This window comes from Leptospira vanthielii serovar Holland str. Waz Holland = ATCC 700522 (assembly GCF_000332455.1).
Classification (GTDB): domain Bacteria; phylum Spirochaetota; class Leptospiria; order Leptospirales; family Leptospiraceae; genus Leptospira_A; species Leptospira_A vanthielii.
Window position 1 is genome coordinate 77,531 of record NZ_AOGY02000077.1, and the last position, 16,306, is coordinate 93,836.

The window sequence follows — 16,306 nt, forward strand, 5'->3', positions numbered from 1 at the left end:
ATACGAAAACTAAACCAGAGTTATGATTCAAGTCAGCAATTTATCAAAATTTTACGGCGAAAAACGAGCCATCTCAGGGCTTAATTTCAAATTAGAAAAGGGCGAAATCGTCGGTCTCTTGGGCCTTAACGGCGCCGGGAAAACCACTACCATTCGAATCCTTACCGGGTATTTGATTCCTAGTGCGGGTGATGCATCCATTGATGGAAAGTCCATCTTTGACTTTCCAATGGAAGCCAAACAGAAAATAGGTTACCTACCAGAGACACCACCTCTCTACGAAGACATGACAATCACAGAGTATCTTACTTTTGTGGGTCGGATCAAAAAAATTGAGGATACCAAACTTGGTTCCGAAATTGAAAAGGTTTTAACCAAAACTAACATTACAAATGTTAAAGATAAGTTGATCGGAACTTTATCTCTTGGTTTTCGCAAACGTGTGGGAATTGCACAAGCAATCCTTGGTGATCCAGAAATTGTCATTATGGACGAACCGATTTCTGGACTTGACCCCAAACAAATTGTCGAAATACGAAATTTAATTCGAAGTTTGGCGGGAGATCATACTGTTCTTATTTCCAGTCATATCCTAACTGAGATTTATAAAACTTGTGATAAGTTTTTATTTTTACATAAGGGAAGCCTCAAACAAGAATTTTCTTTGTCTCGTTTAGAGGAAGAAATGAATCGACTTGCCGGATGGGAAGTTGGTCTTTCTGGGAAAAATGCAGATGATCTCCACATCTTCGTGAAATCAGTGATAGGTGATGGTGATACTGTGACGGAACTCGGAACCAATAAAGAAGAAATTCAATTTTTGGTGCGAACCACAAATCAAAAACAATTCAAAGAATCTTTGTTTTCGAAAGCATTGGCTCTTGGAATCCAAATTGAATCTTTAAAAAAACAAGAAGTGTCTTTAGAACAGATTTTTATGGAGAAAATATGAACTGGCAATCGGCTGTTTGGATCTATAAAAAAGAATTACGATTATTTTTTGGAACTTATATGGGGCCTTTGGTTCTCGGCGGAACTGCATTTTTAAATGCACTTTTCGTGATGATTCTGAATTTTAATGGTACTGCCAATTATGAAATTGCAACCTACATCACCTTCATTTCTTTTATGACAACTATTCTCATTGCAATGGTCATCATTTCTATGGGATCGATTGTGGAAGAAAGAAACAAAGGAACCTTGGAATTACTTTTTACATCTCCCATTACCGATTTGGAAATTGTATTTGGTAAATTTCTATTTGGTGTCACCGTTTGCGGGATTATCACCATCTTTATCAATGGATTGTTTCCTTTACTTCTTTATTCTTTTTGGAAGGCTCCGTTTTATATGGTAGCTTCAGGAAGTGTGGGAGTGTTTTTGTTAGGTGTGTTTACCTTTACGATTGGCATGTTTGGATCCAGTCTTGGAAAAAATCAGATGATATCTCTTTTGATATCAGTCCTTATCATTTTGACACTTTGGGTAGTTGGATATTTTTCGCATCTATTCCAAGCAACCACAAGAAAGGTTCTCTTTCACTTACATATATTTTCTCACTTTGCTGCTTTTGCAAAGGGTGTGGTTCCATTGACTGGAATTGTATTTTTCCTTAGCGGAACATTTTTGTTCTTATATCTTACCGTAAAGGTCTTGGAATCCAGGAGATGGAGGGGATAGACCATGTTTTTAACCGCAGATAGAGTTTTACCATTTATTAGTTTACTTTCACTTTTCGCCTATTTCTTGTTTGATGGGATGGTCGTAGATCCTAAAAAAAGAATTCTCTTTTTTGGTGTGGTCTTTTTATTTTTAGCATCAGATACCATTGTTCGTGCCTTTTCCAAAGGATTAAGAAAAGAAGACCAAAACCGCTATGTTGCTGCCGCTTTTGGGATTGGTGCTTTTTTATTATCAGTTTTACGTGATTTTCTGGATTTGAAACCGGTAGCAGGAATCAACGAAGAAGTCAGTGCGATCCCCAAAGTGCGAGAGTTTCTACTACTTTGTGTGGTTCTCTTATCCATCGTCTTTTTACTCCAAATCATTTTACTAGAGATTGGAAAATCTTCTTTGGAAGCGCAGAGTAATTTAGCAAAATCCAAAAGTTCTCTTTTACAAAATGCTGTTTTGGGGTTTTTGTTTGTTTTGCCGATTTTGGTAGCAGTTAATTATTTTGCGATCAAACGAAATTATAACTTTGATTTGAGTAGCCAGGGTAAATTTTCCCTTTCCCAAATTTCTAGAAACCTAATCAAACCAATCACAAAAGATGTTACTATCACTGCGTTTTATCCGCGTCCTCTGGAAGCCGATGGGCCAGCGAACGGTGATAAACTGGCAGCGTTTGCACTCACACGCGTACGTCCCGATATTGAAATCCTTTTGGATCAAATCAAAGCAGAAAATTCACACATTACCGTCCAGTTTATTAATGCGGATGTGGAGGTTGATTTGCTAAAAGAGTTTGGACAGGTTTCGAACGGAACTATTTTTGTTCGTTCAAAGAAACAATCCTTACTTTCCTCTGGAACTCCTTTCGCAGAAGAAAGAGTCATTGCAAAAGAACCTAAAGATTTGGAAGATCTGGAACGTAAGTTAGTGGGTGCACTTCTCAATGTTACCACAGAACAAAAAAAAGTTTATTTTACAGTCTCCAATGGCGAAAGATATGGAATGTCCTTTAAGGCTCTTCCGAATGAACAAGTAAACCGATTTGTTTCTTCTTTGCAGTTTTTGAATTTTAAAGTAGCTGAGTTAGGATATGCACAAGGTTGGCCATCCAAATTACCGGAAGATGCTGAAATGCTTGTGGTGCTTGGGCCAACAGTTCCCTTTTCTAAAGAAGCAAAAGACGAACTCACAAAATTTGTTTTGGAGAAAAATGGAAAACTTCTCATCACTATGGAACCCAAAGGGAATGAAGATTTTGCTTGGTTACTTGCGTCTGCAGGACTTAAATTTAAAACCTCGCAGTTAATTGAAAGAGAAGAAAAACCAGGATTTGTTGTTGCAAAACGTTTTCCAGACCACAGACTCACCGACTTACTTCAAAAAAAAGATATGGGGGTTTTGTTTCCTTACAGCGGTTATTTGGAAACAGATACCACCATTCCTTCCCCTTATGCTTTTAAGTCGGAAACTCTACTTGAGTCTGGGTTTGAAGCGTATGCCGATGAGAACAAAAATGGGAAATTGGATCCAAATGAAAAAAGAGAAAGTAAAATTCTCTCTATTGTGCTTACACCTAACTCTCTCGCCAGTGACAAAGCAGGAAAAATCATTTTACACACAGGAACTTCTTGGGTGACAGATCAGTTCATTCCGTACGCTATGAATTCACAATTCTCGACAGTGTCCATCACTGGTTTGTTCCAAGACGTAGCTGTTGCCGAAATTCCTTTGAAAAAAGAGGAACTCGATACCATCTCCCTTTCCGACAACCAAAAGTTAATGGCATGGGTGATTGGGGTGTTTTTATTTCCAGGATTCATTTTGGCAGTGGGATCTTACTTTGTCTATTCCAGAAGAAAGAGTTCCATGATTGAAGTATGAAACAGAAAATTAGTTTAGTTGTTATTGCTTTTGTTGGATTGTTTTTACTTTTTTATTGGATGGAAGACCATCCTGAAAATATTTCAGAAACGAATTATTGGAAAGAAGATTGGAAATCCATTCAGTACATTCCACCTAAGGCCGATTGGTGTGGGACAATGGAGCCAAAGTTTGCAGAAGAGGTTATGGTTTTTCGTAAGATTCCTCGTGGTTGGAACCAAACTCCATTGTATACGGTGACTTCTACAAAAGATGGAAAGGCCGTTTCTTATGAAGCCAATTACAATGTAAAAAATAGTTTTTCGGAACTGAGTGTTCTCAAAACAAAACTGATTGAAAGATCAACAGAAAACATTCAAAAGTCCTACTGTTTAGGAGAGAATTCTCCCTCTTTATCTCTATCAGAAGAGAATGGACCTACGATTGAATTTTCTAAAGACAAACAATTGTTTTTTGGTAAAAAAATCGGATCTGATGAAGGCCGTGTGTCCGTTTTGGTTCATGAGGAAATCATTGCTCCTTATAACTATTTGATCGAAAAGTTTCGTACACCCTCTACCAATTTCCGCGAAAAAATGTATGTAACATTTAACGATGGTTACTTAATAGAACTTTCTTTTGCAGGCCAAATTGTCACAGTAAAGGCAGAAAACCGTGCCAAAAAGAACCAATACAATGTTTATGTGAATGATTGGAGCCGCACGACAGGCGAACGGATTGTGTTGCCTCCGGATGTGGGAAACCAATGGGAGTCGGTTGTCAAAGGTTTAAAAGTAGAATTTTATTCAGATGAAGTGGGTGCGCCACAGTTTCCTGAAGTTTCTCTCACACAAAACCCAGAAGCTGTTTTGGATGTGTTCCAATCGGGAGGAATCAAATACCGCCTCTCTTTTTATCCATTGTGGGAATCCGATTCGGGAAAATGGCGACCGGTTCGTCGGGAACTTGTTCCTTATTTTTCCGAGACTGTCACTTGGATCAAAGAAGAAACCTTCCAAAATTTGGTGAATGCGGTCATGAAAGTGAAAAATGCTTCCCGTTACGAGCGTCCCAACCAGAAAATCCAATAAGGTGCAAAAAGTTTCTACAGTCGCATCTCGGATGGAAATGATCCGAGATTTATTCTATTCCCCCATGTCCGCCTTCGAATCCTACTTTCATAAAACGGACTTGGGCGGTCGTGATTTATGGTTGGCCCATCTCCAACTCATCCTACTTGCCCCCGTTGCCAAATTTATTGGGAACCTGATCCAAATCCTGTTATTCAAAGTTTCCACCGTAGATGAAGAAACAAGGCTTACCTACACCCAAGGGATGGGGACTTTATTCTTTTTTTACTTAGGGTTTTATATTGTCATCCGGCTTGTTGATAGTTTTCGGATGTACCACCAAATGCGTGACCGAACAAAAGATTGGGAAGGCCCTGAGCCGCATGTCTTTATGATCTCCTTTCTGCCGTTTACAGCGACGTCAATCTTTTGGATTTTTCCGGCTCCTATCCCCTTGGCAATGTTAGGTGTTGGGTTTCTCTATTCATTACATTTGGCATATTATTATTTATCTCACAGAAGAGAATGGACTTCGTTTGATTTTTTGTTTTTCCTTATGAAAGTAGTTTTGTTTTTTTTAGTTCTCACTTCTGTCCCTCTATTTGTATACAACCTGGTTAGGACGGTACTCTTTTGAAAATCTTTATGGTCGGTATTGGTGGGATTGCTATGGGCAATTTGGCTTATATGTTGAAAACTTTAGGCCACGATGTATCTGGATCGGATCAAAATCTGTATCCACCCATGTCCGATAAATTGGTGGAGTGGGGCCTGTCACCTAAATCTGGTTATCGTAAGGAAAATGTAAAAGGTTCTGATTTAGTCATCATTGGAAATGCGATCTCGCGCGGAAATCCTGAAGTAGAAGAAGTTCTGAATACCGGAATGGAATACATGAGTATGGCACAAGCGATTGGAACTTTTTTTCTAAAAGGGAAAAAACCAATCGTGATTTCAGGAACCCACGGCAAAACCACTACCACTTTTTTAACTCATTGGATTTTAGAATTCATTGGATTAAAACCCGGCCTCTTTGTGGGTGGGATTCGAAAAGATGGATATCCTGGATTTGCACTGGGCGAAGGGGATTATTTTGTCATCGAAGGGGATGAATACGATTCTGCTTTTTTTGATAAAAGTTCCAAGTTTTTGCACTACAGACCATACTACTTGGCGATGAATGCTCTCGACTTTGATCATGCTGATATTTTTGCCGATTTAAATGCGATCAAAACCATGTTCAAACGCCTGTTAAATTTGGTTCCTGGACGCGGTAAAATTTTTTACTGGAAGGGTTCCAAAAATCTCGTGGAGATTACGAAAGACTACAAACACGCACCTGTAGAATCCTTTGATTTAGGGGATAAAAATTCCATTTTTAAATACGAAAAAGGTGTTTTGTCTGAAATTAGAACTAAGGCAAAATTAAAACCATCTCTCATTGGTTCACATAACTATCGCAATGTGGAAGTGGCAGTCCGAATTTGTTTGGAAATTGCTCCTCAAAAAAGAAAAGAAATTTTAGAAGCCGTTGTTACTTTTCCTGGCGTCAAACGTAGACAAGAAAATCTTTTTGTCTCAGAGAATAGTTTACTTGTCGAAGACTTTGCCCACCATCCTGTTGCCATCCAAGAGACCATCAAAGCCCATAAGGAAGCCTATCCTGGTTATAAAATCATTTCTCTCTTTGAACCAAGAAGTGCCACTTCGCACAGAAATGTATTCCAAGAAGATTTCGCTAAATGTTTTAAAGGGAGTGATGTAAGTATTGTTACCGAAGTGTATCAAGTGGACAAGGTAAACAAATCCCTACGCCTGAACGTAAAAAAGTTGGTGAAGGATATTTCAAAAAATACAAAGAAAGATGCTCTGTATGCAAAAGATCCAAAAGAAATTCCTACTCTCTTAAAAAAGATTCTACCAAAATTCCAAAAAGAAAAAGTCATCCTCCTTGCGATGTCGAATGGTGCCTTTGGTGGAATTTATCCTGAATTAAAATCCTTAATCGAATTGCGAGAAACTGTATGAGCCTATCCCAAGAAATCGAATCATTAGTCAAAGAGGCTGAGTCTGTTTTATCATCTGCGACCTCTGAACAAGAATTGGATTCTTTTAAAAACCAGTTTCTAGGTAAAAAAGGAAAACTCACTTCAGTACTCAAAGGTCTTGCTTCCCTTTCTGTAGAAGAGAAAAAAACAGTCGGAAAACAAGCAAACGAAGCACAGACTAAGTTGGAAAGTTTTGTAGAAACCAAACGTTCTTCACTCAAGGAAAGTTTTTATGAAAACGAACTTGGCCAAGAATTTTTTGATAGTTTGCGCCCACTTGCGGCTAAAGAAAGAGGGAGCCTTCATCCCATTTCTCAAATCCAATACGAAATTGAAGATATCTTTACTTCCATGGGTTTTTCTGTAATGGATGGTCCAGAAGTCGAAACCGATGAAAATAATTTCGGTGCCCTAAATTTTACCGAAGACCATCCAGCACGTGACATGCAAGATACTTTTTACACTGAAGATGGAAACTTACTCCGAACTCATACTTCCGCCATTCAGGTTCGTGCTCTTCGCAAATTAAAACCTCCGTTTCGTATCATTGCACCAGGTCGAGTATTTCGTTATGAAGAAGTGGACGCCTCTCATGAAAATACTTTCTACCAAGTAGAAGGGATGGTCGTAGGAGAAAATATTTCTGTGGCCCATTTGATTTATACTATGGAGACACTACTTTCTCGTGTGTTTCGTAAAGAAATCAAAACAAGACTACGGCCCGGTTACTTTCCTTTTGTAGAGCCTGGATTTGAACTCGATATCAACTGTCTAGTTTGTAATGGGGATGGTTGCAGTGTCTGCAAACATTCAGGTTGGTTGGAATTATTACCTTGTGGTCTCGTACATCCAAACGTATTAGAATCGGCTGGACTTGATTCAAAAAAATGGACGGGTTTTGCTTTTGGTCTTGGACTGGACCGGCTTGTCATGATGCGTTACGGGATCCATGACATTCGGTATTTCCAATCAGGGAATTTACGATTTTTAAAACAGTTTTAACTCAGTAAAAATCCTTGTATCTTCCCATCCTTCTCTTGGAACTCTAGTTTTGATTTTCCAAGTTCTAATCCCTCTTTGGATACAATCTCAGTTCTGTCTTTAGCAAATAGATTGGTGAGAACCATCTCTCCATTTTCTTTTTTAGAACAAACAATTAGGTAAGGTGGTTTTTTTTCTCCACCAGGATTGAAATAGATGGTACTGGCAGTAAGGATCGTTGCCTTTTCTCCCGGTTTGGGACTTGGAACATTCACTTCCAATGGTTGTAAACCCATAGGTTCTCTGATCACAGATTCGGGTTTGTCTTTCGCAAATAAAATCACGGAGTTGATGCTATCAATCCCACCGTTTCCTCCCAGTAAACTCACCTTAGGTGGAGTGGGAACTTTTTCTGGAATGGGATCTACGGCCAAACCATATTGGCTTGCTATGTCCACAAGTCCGGTGGCACCAGAAAGAGCCATGGCTGCTTGGTAGTTCAAAATCCCCCCACCCAAGTTGATAGGAATCTCTCTAACTCCATTGGAGATTTTGCCTTTGCGTAGCGATGTGGCTGTATCTTTTGGCGATACTCCAAAATAAAGTCCCGCTTCATGGATGATCATTCCTGTAAAACAATCATAAATCCATGCGTATTCAATGTCCGATCGTTTGAGACCAGAGGAGGCAACTGCTCTTTCACAGGCAAGGGCAGCAGGGCTTTTTAAGTCTTTTTTTTGGATAAAGTATTCGGCATGTGCACTTTGGCCGGAACCCACTAGATAAATGTGAGAGGAATCTTTTTTGATGATCTTGTTATCGATTAACTTCTGTTTCATGAATTCAGAAGTCACGAGAGTCGCAAATCCGTGATCAGTCACAATCGCAATCATGGGTGTGCTATAAACACCAGAAAGAGGTTTTTTTAACTGTTTTTCCGTGAGTGGTTTTTGGTATTGAAAGGCACGGGGATTGTTTTCTGCCAAACTTCGAAAGTGTTTTGTGATTTCTTCTAAATCTTCGCTGGTAACACCAGTATCAAACATCATTCGTTCACATAACAAAGAATAAAGACCAATGAGTGTGGCCCCATAAGGCATTTCCCAATCTTTATGACAAACAGTCGCAGTAAGTCTTTTTAAATCTGATATTTGTTTGAATACTGATTTCGGGACATCGGCAGCGGCCACAAGAACCACTGCATAAGGATTGGCTTTCACAATCGTATGGGCTTGTCCAATCGCACCACCGACACTGGCTCCCCCTAAATCAACAGTGTGACAAGCAAGGCCACCAAAACCCATATCATTTGCATCTTTGACAGTGAATCCATACCCTTCTCGACCAAGAGACTGGGCTTCGATAGAAACAAAATCGGTAAGGTAGGGTGCAATCAAAGAACGGTCCGTTCCCAAAAAACCAAAAAGTTTATCTACGGAACGGAAAAGGAGAGAATGGTATTTTTCTATAGGAGAAAGGTTTTTATAAATTTCCGAATCAAATTCTGATTCAATGGTGTCGCTGACACCGAGTAAAATTGGGTCCATACCGCCAAATTAGAATCAACCTTCCATATTCATCAACGCATTCATTCGAAAATCTTGTATGATTTGTTTGCAGCGTTCAGTGATTCGAGTCAGGCTTTCTCCAAATTTTTTCCCGCCAAAGGAAGTAAATGCGTTCGGATATTCCTTTTCATTGACTTGGACAATCAAATCAGGATTGATCCTGTTTTTACTGACCAAATCTTGGACAGCCACTGTAATATTCCTTAGAGCAATACAACCATCTTTCAAAAGATTTTGAGAGGCTTTTTCGATCACAATATTGTTTCCATTGGCATCGAGTAATGTTTTGATAAACTCTTGCATCTTCATAGAAGGAATGCCACGTCTTGTCATTCCAATTCGTTCTACTTGTAAAACAGCATCTTGTAAAAAAGAATACTCTGGTGTTCCTTTGAAGATATAAATAAGAACCGGAAGTTCTGTTTCTGTAAAATCCAACATAGCACCATAAAAATATCTTGTTTCTACTTTTGCCAATGGATGGAAATCCACCTTTTTATAATTGGCTAACTTTTCAATGGACTCATCCATAATGCGATTTAAAGTTTGTGCTTTGGCTGCTTCTTTTTTCGCAGTAAGTTCTTGGAATTTGGATTTTAATTGTTCGAGGAATGTTACTTCTTCCGTTAGAAATTTTGTGATATTTCCACGGAGTTTGAGTATTTGCAAATATCTTTGTTCGAATCCTGTTTGGTCAAAGGCCTTGGGATTCAGCTTTCCGTGTTCTTGGTATTCTGCTCTGATTTTTTCTAATATTGCTTTTGTTTCTGCTTCCGACAGTTCTTTCATTTCGATAGTTTCCAGTGTTCTATATCAAGTATGGTTTTATCCAAATCTTGCGCAAAATAAAGGGATGCGTTTTTTGCGTCTACGTACATCAATTGGTTTGCATACTGTAATTGTTTTACCTGAATGTCACTCTTCAGATTTAAAATATTCAACAATTGCAAACTCAGTTTTTTGAAGTCCTTAACAATTATATCGGAAAGTCTTTGCATTTCAAACAGATGGAGTCTGTTTAATTTTTCCTTATCCGATTCAATCAATTTCATTTCTTCCCTTTTTTCTGCGGGTGCTTTTGAAATATAATACGTAATAGGACGAGGATAGGATGTCATTTCTTTGTGAAGGTCTACCATTTTGTCGATGGCTTCAAACACTTGCGCATCCATTTCCCGAGCAAAATTCCCTACAATATTTTTATTTTCCGACGGATCACCAGTGAGTTCGAAGATTCTTGAGGATTGTAAATTGCGGATGATGGCAGTGACCCGTTCCCTATAGGTAGTCAATAATTTGATAAATTCTTCTATCTGTTGGAAGGCTGTTTTTTCATTCGATTCTTCCCCCACTTGTAAGTTAGGTTCAGCATTTGTTTTTTCTTCGGTCTCTGTGGGCCTAGGTAATTCCGGAGTGTTCAGTAGGCCTGCATGAGAGAGTGTTTCTTGAACCGGTGGAGGTTCTTCTCCCTCAAAAATATTCAAATCTACATCTTCTCGCATAAGATTTTCTTCTGGAGCTGGCCCCAATTTTTCATTTTGAATTTCCAAAGGTTTTTCTGTTGGATTGGGTTTGGCTCCAAGGGCACCAACTAACTTTCCTAAAATGGGATTGGATTTTAGGTCTTCTGAGATAGGTGTAATGAGAGGAGTAGTTTGTGAAGTTTGAATCGGTGAAGATTTTGAATCTTCCCCAACTGTATGTGTCTGAGAATGCGGAACTAATTCAAAATGATTACCGACTAGTTTTAAAATCTCAATTCTACGTGTATCTTTGTTAAAACGTAGCGCATAACGGTTATTATCCTTGTCGATATATCTCTGTTGGATTTGGGAAATTGATAATTTAATGGGATCAATTTCTGAAATAGACTCAATTTTTATATAATGGTATTTTGATTTTTCGGGAGTCACAGTCTTAAAATTTCCAACAAAGCTTCTGTGAAAGCATATGAGAGTAATACGTTCGGGTCAACTTCCTTCTCCCGAGAAATTAAGGTTAAGGTAAAAAAATCATATCTGCTGAGTTCCATACGTTCGTAATGGCCAGATTCGCGTTTCTCAAAGGTCCCAGGTTCCATTCCTTCTACTTTTAGGGATAATATAGCCATTTTTGTGACAAGTCCAAGATCCAAATGTCGTTGTTTTAGGATTTCATAGAGTTCGGAATCGATCCAAATGAGAATGGGGAACATGGGTTTCTCCTAAGAAGTTGGGTCTTGGATCCAGGGATTTGGTTCCCATTTTTTTCTCTTTCGCCTTGACCGGCAGAGTGGTACTCAAAAGATAAGTAAAAATTCCTCGTAGGGGACATTCCTTGGCTAATTTAAAATCATCTAAAAAAGACATTCGTAGAACTGCTCGTAGAAAAGCACGAAATGGTGAGGATCGCACTGAATTGCGTACTTATGCTCGCCTTCTCATCAAAGCAATTAAAGCTGGAGACAAACCAGAAGCACTCACTGTATTCTCAAAACTTGCTTCCAAGTTGGACAGAGCTGCAAAAACAAAACTGATTCATAAGAAAAATGCGGATCGTAAAAAATCACGTATGGCACTTCGTATTAACTCCATCGAGACAAAAGCCGCCTAACATTTGCTTTTAGCTAGAAGGAATGAGGCCACCATCGGTGGCCTTTTTTATTTCTAAATCTTATTTACAAAAATCTCAACTCCGGTTCACTGGTCATTACAACGGGCGATTAGCTCAGCTGGGAGAGCAGCTGCCTTACAAGCAGCGGGTCGGCAGTTCAATCCTGTCATCGCCCAAACCGTTTTTCTTTTATCTTCACTTTTATTCCACTTCGTTGACACATTCCAAAAAGCAAAAAGATAGACTTGCAGTGGGAATCCGCGAGCCTTGACAGTATTGTATGCGATTTACGAAAGAGTATGATCTGTCCTCCTTGATGATTTCGATTTCCGGTGTTCGGGGTAAAATTGGACAAGGGTTTGGTTTAGACGAAGCATTGGCATTCTCAAAATCATTTGCTTCTATGATGAATGGAGGAACGGCCGTAATTGGTCGAGACTCAAGACCAAGTGGCCCGTATTTAGAATCACTTCTCACCTCCGCATTGTTAGCTTCTGGAAATTCTGTTTTAACACTCGGCCTTGTTCCTACGCCAACCACTAAAGCGGTTGTGAATCTTTCCAAAGCCAATGGTGGAATTATGATCTCCGCCTCTCACAATCCTATGGATTGGAACGCATTTAAATTCATTTCTAAAAAAGGATTTTTTTTCTCTGCCGAAGAAAACAGGAAACTTCTTTCTATCATTCAAAACGGATCTTATCCTAAAGAACAAATTTCTCCCAAAGGGTATATTGATTCTGGTGAAGATTATATTGATCTCCATTTATCCTCTGTTTTGAAACGTGTGAATGTCGCCAAAATCAAAAAGAAAAAATTCAGAGTGTTTGTGGATGCCGTTGGTGGCGCCGGTTCTTATGTGGTTCCTAGGTTTTTACAAATGTTAGGTTGCACGGTAGTGGCACATAACTGCAATCCAAATGGAACTTTTCCAAGACCTCCCGAACCAACTGCCGCTGCTTTAAAATCAGTGGAACCTTATTTTAAAAAATCCAAAGCAGACATTGGTTTTGCTTTGGATCCCGATGCGGATAGACTCGTTCTTTTTTCACCCAAACGAGGTGCTGTTTCTGAAGAGTATACATTACCTTTAGCTCTCACGAACGTTTTGTCCTCTGCAAAGAAAAAAGCAAAGGTAGTTGTAAACCTTTCTACATCGTTTTTAAACGAAGAGGTAGGTTCAAGGTTTGGTGCCGAAGTCATTCGTAGCAAAGTGGGTGAAGCCAATGTGGTAGAAGAGATGTTGAAAACCAAAGCGGTGTTTGGTGGAGAAGGGAATGGTGGTGTGATTGATCCAAACATTCCGTCATATGGTCGGGACACTTTGTCCGGTATCGCTCATATTCTAAATTTGATGGCAGAAACGGGAAAATCAATTGATACCCTATTGGATGAACTCCCTTCACTTTATATGGACAAACAGTCCTTTCCTTTGGCAAAGGGAATGTCTTTAGAAAGTCTTTATGAAAAATTTAAGTCAGAATTTTCTCCGAAAGTCATTTCAGAGAAAGACGGACTTTGGATGTATGTGTCGGATTCTTGGATCCATATACGCCCTTCAAATACAGAACCAATCTTTCGTGTCATTACTGAAACAAAATCCAAATCCGATTTGGAAACTACCTTAAAGAGGGTAAATTTATGTGTGGAATCGTAGGTTATTTAGGAAAAAGAGAGGCACTGCCTCTCATCATCAAAGGACTGAAACGTCTTGAGTATCGTGGATATGATAGTGCCGGTGTAGCCTTGTTAAACGGTGGATTGGAGATTGTCAAAAAGAAGGGTAAGGTTGTCGATTTAGAAAATGAAATCGGTGATCGTAAATTGTTAGCTACACTTGGAATTGGTCACACACGTTGGGCCACTCATGGAGAACCCAATGACCGCAATGCCCACCCACATACAAGTTCAGATGGAAAACTCGCAATCATTCATAATGGAATCATTGAAAACTACGGTACCATCAAAAAAGAATTAGAAGCGAGTGGTCATAAATTCAAATCGGATACCGATTCTGAAGTTCTCATCCATCTTATTGAAGAGATTAAAAAACAAAACAATTGTTCTATTGAAGAAGCAGTTCGTCTCGCATTAAATGAAGTTGTGGGTGCTTATGCGGTTGTGATCCTATCGAAAGATAATGAAAGGATGATGATCGCTGCAAGAAAGGGATCTCCCCTTGTGATCGGGATTGGTGAAGATGAATACTTTGTGGCATCTGACGCAACACCTATCATTGAGTATACGAACAATGTAACTTACCTCAATGACCAAGAGATGGCTATCATCAAAGACGGAAGTCTTGTCGTGAAAAACTTGCAAAATGTTACTAAAACTCCATTCATTCAGAAACTAGAATTGGATTTAGAAGACATCGAAAAGGGTGGGTATCCACACTTTATGTTAAAAGAAATCTTTGAACAACCAAAGTCTGTTCGGGATGCGATGCGCGGTCGTTTGGTTTCCAGGGAACACCATTTATTTTTAAGTGGGATTGACCAATATCTAAATCGTTTTTTAAATGCGGATCGTTTGATCCTTGTGGGTTGTGGGACTTCTTGGCATGCAGGCCTTATAGGTGAATACTTATTTGAAGACCTTGCAAGGATTCCTACGGAAGTTGAGTATGCCTCCGAGTTTCGTTATCGCAATCCGATTGTGACTGAAAGAGATGTGATCATTGCTGTATCTCAATCAGGAGAAACTGCCGACACACTTGCTGCCATTGAACTTGCAAAGTCCAAAGGTGCTCTGATTTTTGGTGTTTGTAATGTTGTAGGTTCGTCTATCGCACGTGCTTCCCACGCTGGTGCTTACTTGCATGCGGGTCCTGAGATTGGTGTGGCATCAACAAAAGCTTTTACTTCACAAGTCAGTATCCTTACTATGATGGCTCTGTATTTGGGACTCAAAAAAGGTTCTATATCTTTATCAGATTACCAAACACTTCTTTTGGAATTGGATTCCATTCCCGATAAAGTAGCAAAAATTTTAACGAAAGATGATGATATCCGTAACATTGCAGAAAATTTTTATCGGGCATCTAACTTCCTTTATTTGGGACGTGGATTCAATTTTCCTGTGGCCTTGGAAGGAGCTTTGAAGTTAAAAGAAATTTCTTATATCCACGCGGAAGGATATCCGGCAGCAGAAATGAAACATGGACCGATTGCTCTTATCGATGAAGATATGCCTGTCGTGTTTATCGCAACAAAAGATGGTTCTTATGAAAAAGTCATTTCCAATATCCAAGAGGTGAAAGCTAGGAAGGGAAAGGTGATTGCAATCGTAACAGAAGGCGATACAGATATAAAGTCAATGGCTGATTTTACATTTGAAATTCCAAAAACGGCAGATGCACTTGTTCCACTACTAGCAGTGATTCCTTTGCAACTTTTGTCCTACCACATAGCAATCCTTAGGGGATGTAATGTGGACCAACCTAGGAATTTAGCGAAATCTGTAACCGTGGAGTAAACAGTGAATCTCTTACTTGACGATTCTAGTAGAAATCCTTCTCTTGAGCCTTTATCAAGATTCCATTCTTTTTTTGAATGGAATTTGGGTGGTATCACCTTACTCGAAAAACTAGAACGAAAATACCCAGGGGCAAAAATATTTTTCAAAGGCCCAAATCCCGATTTTGAAAAATTAATTTTTCACAGATACCCACATATATTACCGGCGAACCTGGAAACTTATGATTCCATTTATAGTTCCGATTCGTATTTGCCTTGGGAACTTTTAGGAACTGTCACTTCTATCATTGAAGACACTCTCACTTTGGAAAAAGATTGGAAACGGTTTCGCCAAAAATATAAAGCTAAACAATCGGGATTTCATATCATAGGAAAGGAAAAACACCTTTATATCCATCCACAGGCCACTGTGTATCCAGGTGTTGTTTTTGATACAACAGATGGTCCTATTCTTATCGAAGAGGGAGCCAAAATTTCTTCCTTTAGTTTTTTGGAAGGGCCACTCTTTGTCGGAAAAAATACGCAAATCGACAATGCTCGGATCACAGGTGGATGCCTTATCGGTAACCAATGCCGGATTGGCGGTGAAGTTGAAAATTCAATTCTTTTAGATTTTACCAACAAACACCATGAAGGTTTTCTTGGGCATAGTTTTGTATCCACTTGGGTGAATTTAGGTGCTCTCTCCACTACTAGTGATTTAAAGAATAATTATGGAATCGTAAAACTAAAGATAGGTGATTCCATAGTTAATACAGGAACCATTAAATTTGGATCGTTGATCGGTCCCTTTACAAAACTTGCGATTGGTGTGATGTCCAATACGGGAACAGTTTTTGACATTGCGAGTAACATTGTTGAATCTAGAATTCAAGGATATGTACCTGCGTTCACTTGGATTAAACCGGATGGGCGTTATCGGTTAGAAGAGTTTCTCTTTGATACAAAAAAAATCATGGCCCGCAGAGGGATGAATCTTTTTGAATTTGAAGAAGAGTATTTAAGAAAATTATACGGAAGTTTTGCGGAGTAAA

At 39.1% G+C, this 16,306-nt stretch carries 15 protein-coding genes and 1 tRNA gene; 12 read left to right on the plus strand and 4 right to left on the minus strand.

Annotation, left to right across the window (positions count from 1 at the left end):
* Nucleotides 1–22: 22 nt before the first annotated feature.
* Genes LEP1GSC199_RS19220 through pheS form a run of 7 tightly spaced genes read left to right on the plus strand, consistent with a single transcriptional unit; the run spans nt 23 to nt 7,654 of the window.
* Entirely contained in the window at nt 23–952 is a 930-nt protein-coding gene (locus LEP1GSC199_RS19220) for an ABC transporter ATP-binding protein (RefSeq protein ID WP_002990650.1), read from the plus strand.
* On the plus strand, nt 949–1,680 hold the full coding sequence (locus LEP1GSC199_RS19225; RefSeq protein ID WP_002971699.1) for an ABC transporter permease: 732 nt from the start codon (nt 949–951) through the stop codon (nt 1,678–1,680). The genes LEP1GSC199_RS19220 and LEP1GSC199_RS19225 overlap by 4 nt, the downstream gene beginning before the upstream one ends.
* Before the next feature lie 3 nt (nt 1,681–1,683).
* Entirely contained in the window at nt 1,684–3,555 is a 1,872-nt protein-coding gene (locus tag LEP1GSC199_RS19230) for a motility-associated ABC transporter substrate-binding family protein (protein WP_002990788.1), read from the plus strand.
* Nucleotides 3,552–4,625 carry a hypothetical protein gene (locus LEP1GSC199_RS19235; RefSeq protein ID WP_002991008.1) on the plus strand — a complete coding sequence of 358 codons (1,074 nt, stop codon included), beginning with the start codon at nt 3,552–3,554 and terminating at the stop codon, nt 4,623–4,625. The genes LEP1GSC199_RS19230 and LEP1GSC199_RS19235 overlap by 4 nt, the downstream gene beginning before the upstream one ends.
* Before the next feature lies 1 nt (nt 4,626).
* Nucleotides 4,627–5,241, plus strand: coding sequence for a hypothetical protein (locus LEP1GSC199_RS19240; RefSeq protein WP_002990828.1), 615 nt, complete (start codon nt 4,627–4,629; stop codon nt 5,239–5,241).
* A complete protein-coding gene (locus tag LEP1GSC199_RS19245) occupies nt 5,238–6,632 on the plus strand; it encodes a UDP-N-acetylmuramate--L-alanine ligase (RefSeq protein WP_002990887.1) in 1,395 nt (464 codons plus the stop codon). The genes LEP1GSC199_RS19240 and LEP1GSC199_RS19245 overlap by 4 nt, the downstream gene beginning before the upstream one ends.
* Nucleotides 6,629–7,654: a phenylalanine--tRNA ligase subunit alpha gene (pheS, locus tag LEP1GSC199_RS19250; protein ID WP_002990785.1), complete on the plus strand. Its 1,026-nt coding sequence runs from the start codon at nt 6,629–6,631 to the stop codon at nt 7,652–7,654. The genes LEP1GSC199_RS19245 and pheS overlap by 4 nt, the downstream gene beginning before the upstream one ends.
* Here pheS and LEP1GSC199_RS19255 read toward each other — a convergent pair.
* The 4 genes from LEP1GSC199_RS19255 to LEP1GSC199_RS19270 are packed head-to-tail and all read right to left on the minus strand — an operon-like array spanning nt 7,651 to nt 11,395.
* On the minus strand, nt 7,651–9,180 hold the full coding sequence (locus LEP1GSC199_RS19255; RefSeq protein WP_002990610.1) for a thiolase C-terminal domain-containing protein: 1,530 nt from the start codon (nt 9,178–9,180) through the stop codon (nt 7,651–7,653). The two genes, pheS and LEP1GSC199_RS19255, sit on opposite strands and share 4 nt — an antisense overlap.
* A gap of 15 nt (nt 9,181–9,195) precedes the next feature.
* Complete coding sequence (locus LEP1GSC199_RS19260) at nt 9,196–9,990, minus strand: hypothetical protein (RefSeq protein WP_002990596.1); 795 nt, start codon at nt 9,988–9,990, stop codon at nt 9,196–9,198.
* Nucleotides 9,987–11,114: an LIC_10450 family protein gene (locus tag LEP1GSC199_RS19265; protein WP_002990680.1), complete on the minus strand. Its 1,128-nt coding sequence runs from the start codon at nt 11,112–11,114 to the stop codon at nt 9,987–9,989. The genes LEP1GSC199_RS19260 and LEP1GSC199_RS19265 overlap by 4 nt, the downstream gene beginning before the upstream one ends.
* The gene (locus tag LEP1GSC199_RS19270) at nt 11,111–11,395 is read right to left on the minus strand and encodes a hypothetical protein (RefSeq protein ID WP_002990793.1); all 285 of its coding nucleotides are present in this window, start codon (nt 11,393–11,395) and stop codon (nt 11,111–11,113) included. Before LEP1GSC199_RS19270 ends, LEP1GSC199_RS19265 begins: the two co-directional genes overlap by 4 nt.
* Before the next feature lie 122 nt (nt 11,396–11,517).
* Here LEP1GSC199_RS19270 and rpsT point away from each other — a divergent pair, with 122 nt between their 5' ends.
* The 5 genes from rpsT (at nt 11,518) to LEP1GSC199_RS19295 (ending at nt 16,305) form a co-directional block, all read left to right on the plus strand.
* On the plus strand, nt 11,518–11,793 hold the full coding sequence (gene rpsT, locus LEP1GSC199_RS19275; protein WP_039927474.1) for a 30S ribosomal protein S20: 276 nt from the start codon (nt 11,518–11,520) through the stop codon (nt 11,791–11,793).
* Between the two features lie 103 nt (nt 11,794–11,896).
* Nucleotides 11,897–11,969, plus strand: a tRNA-Val gene (locus LEP1GSC199_RS19280).
* A 104-nt stretch (nt 11,970–12,073) separates the two neighbouring features.
* Nucleotides 12,074–13,450: a phosphoglucosamine mutase gene (glmM, locus tag LEP1GSC199_RS19285; RefSeq protein WP_039927476.1), complete on the plus strand. Its 1,377-nt coding sequence runs from the start codon at nt 12,074–12,076 to the stop codon at nt 13,448–13,450.
* A complete protein-coding gene (glmS, locus tag LEP1GSC199_RS19290) occupies nt 13,435–15,270 on the plus strand; it encodes a glutamine--fructose-6-phosphate transaminase (isomerizing) (RefSeq protein WP_002990719.1) in 1,836 nt (611 codons plus the stop codon). The genes glmM and glmS overlap by 16 nt, the downstream gene beginning before the upstream one ends.
* Nucleotides 15,271–15,273: 3 nt before the next feature.
* Entirely contained in the window at nt 15,274–16,305 is a 1,032-nt protein-coding gene (locus LEP1GSC199_RS19295) for a GlmU family protein (protein ID WP_002991044.1), read from the plus strand.
* Nucleotide 16,306 lies beyond the last annotated feature (1 nt).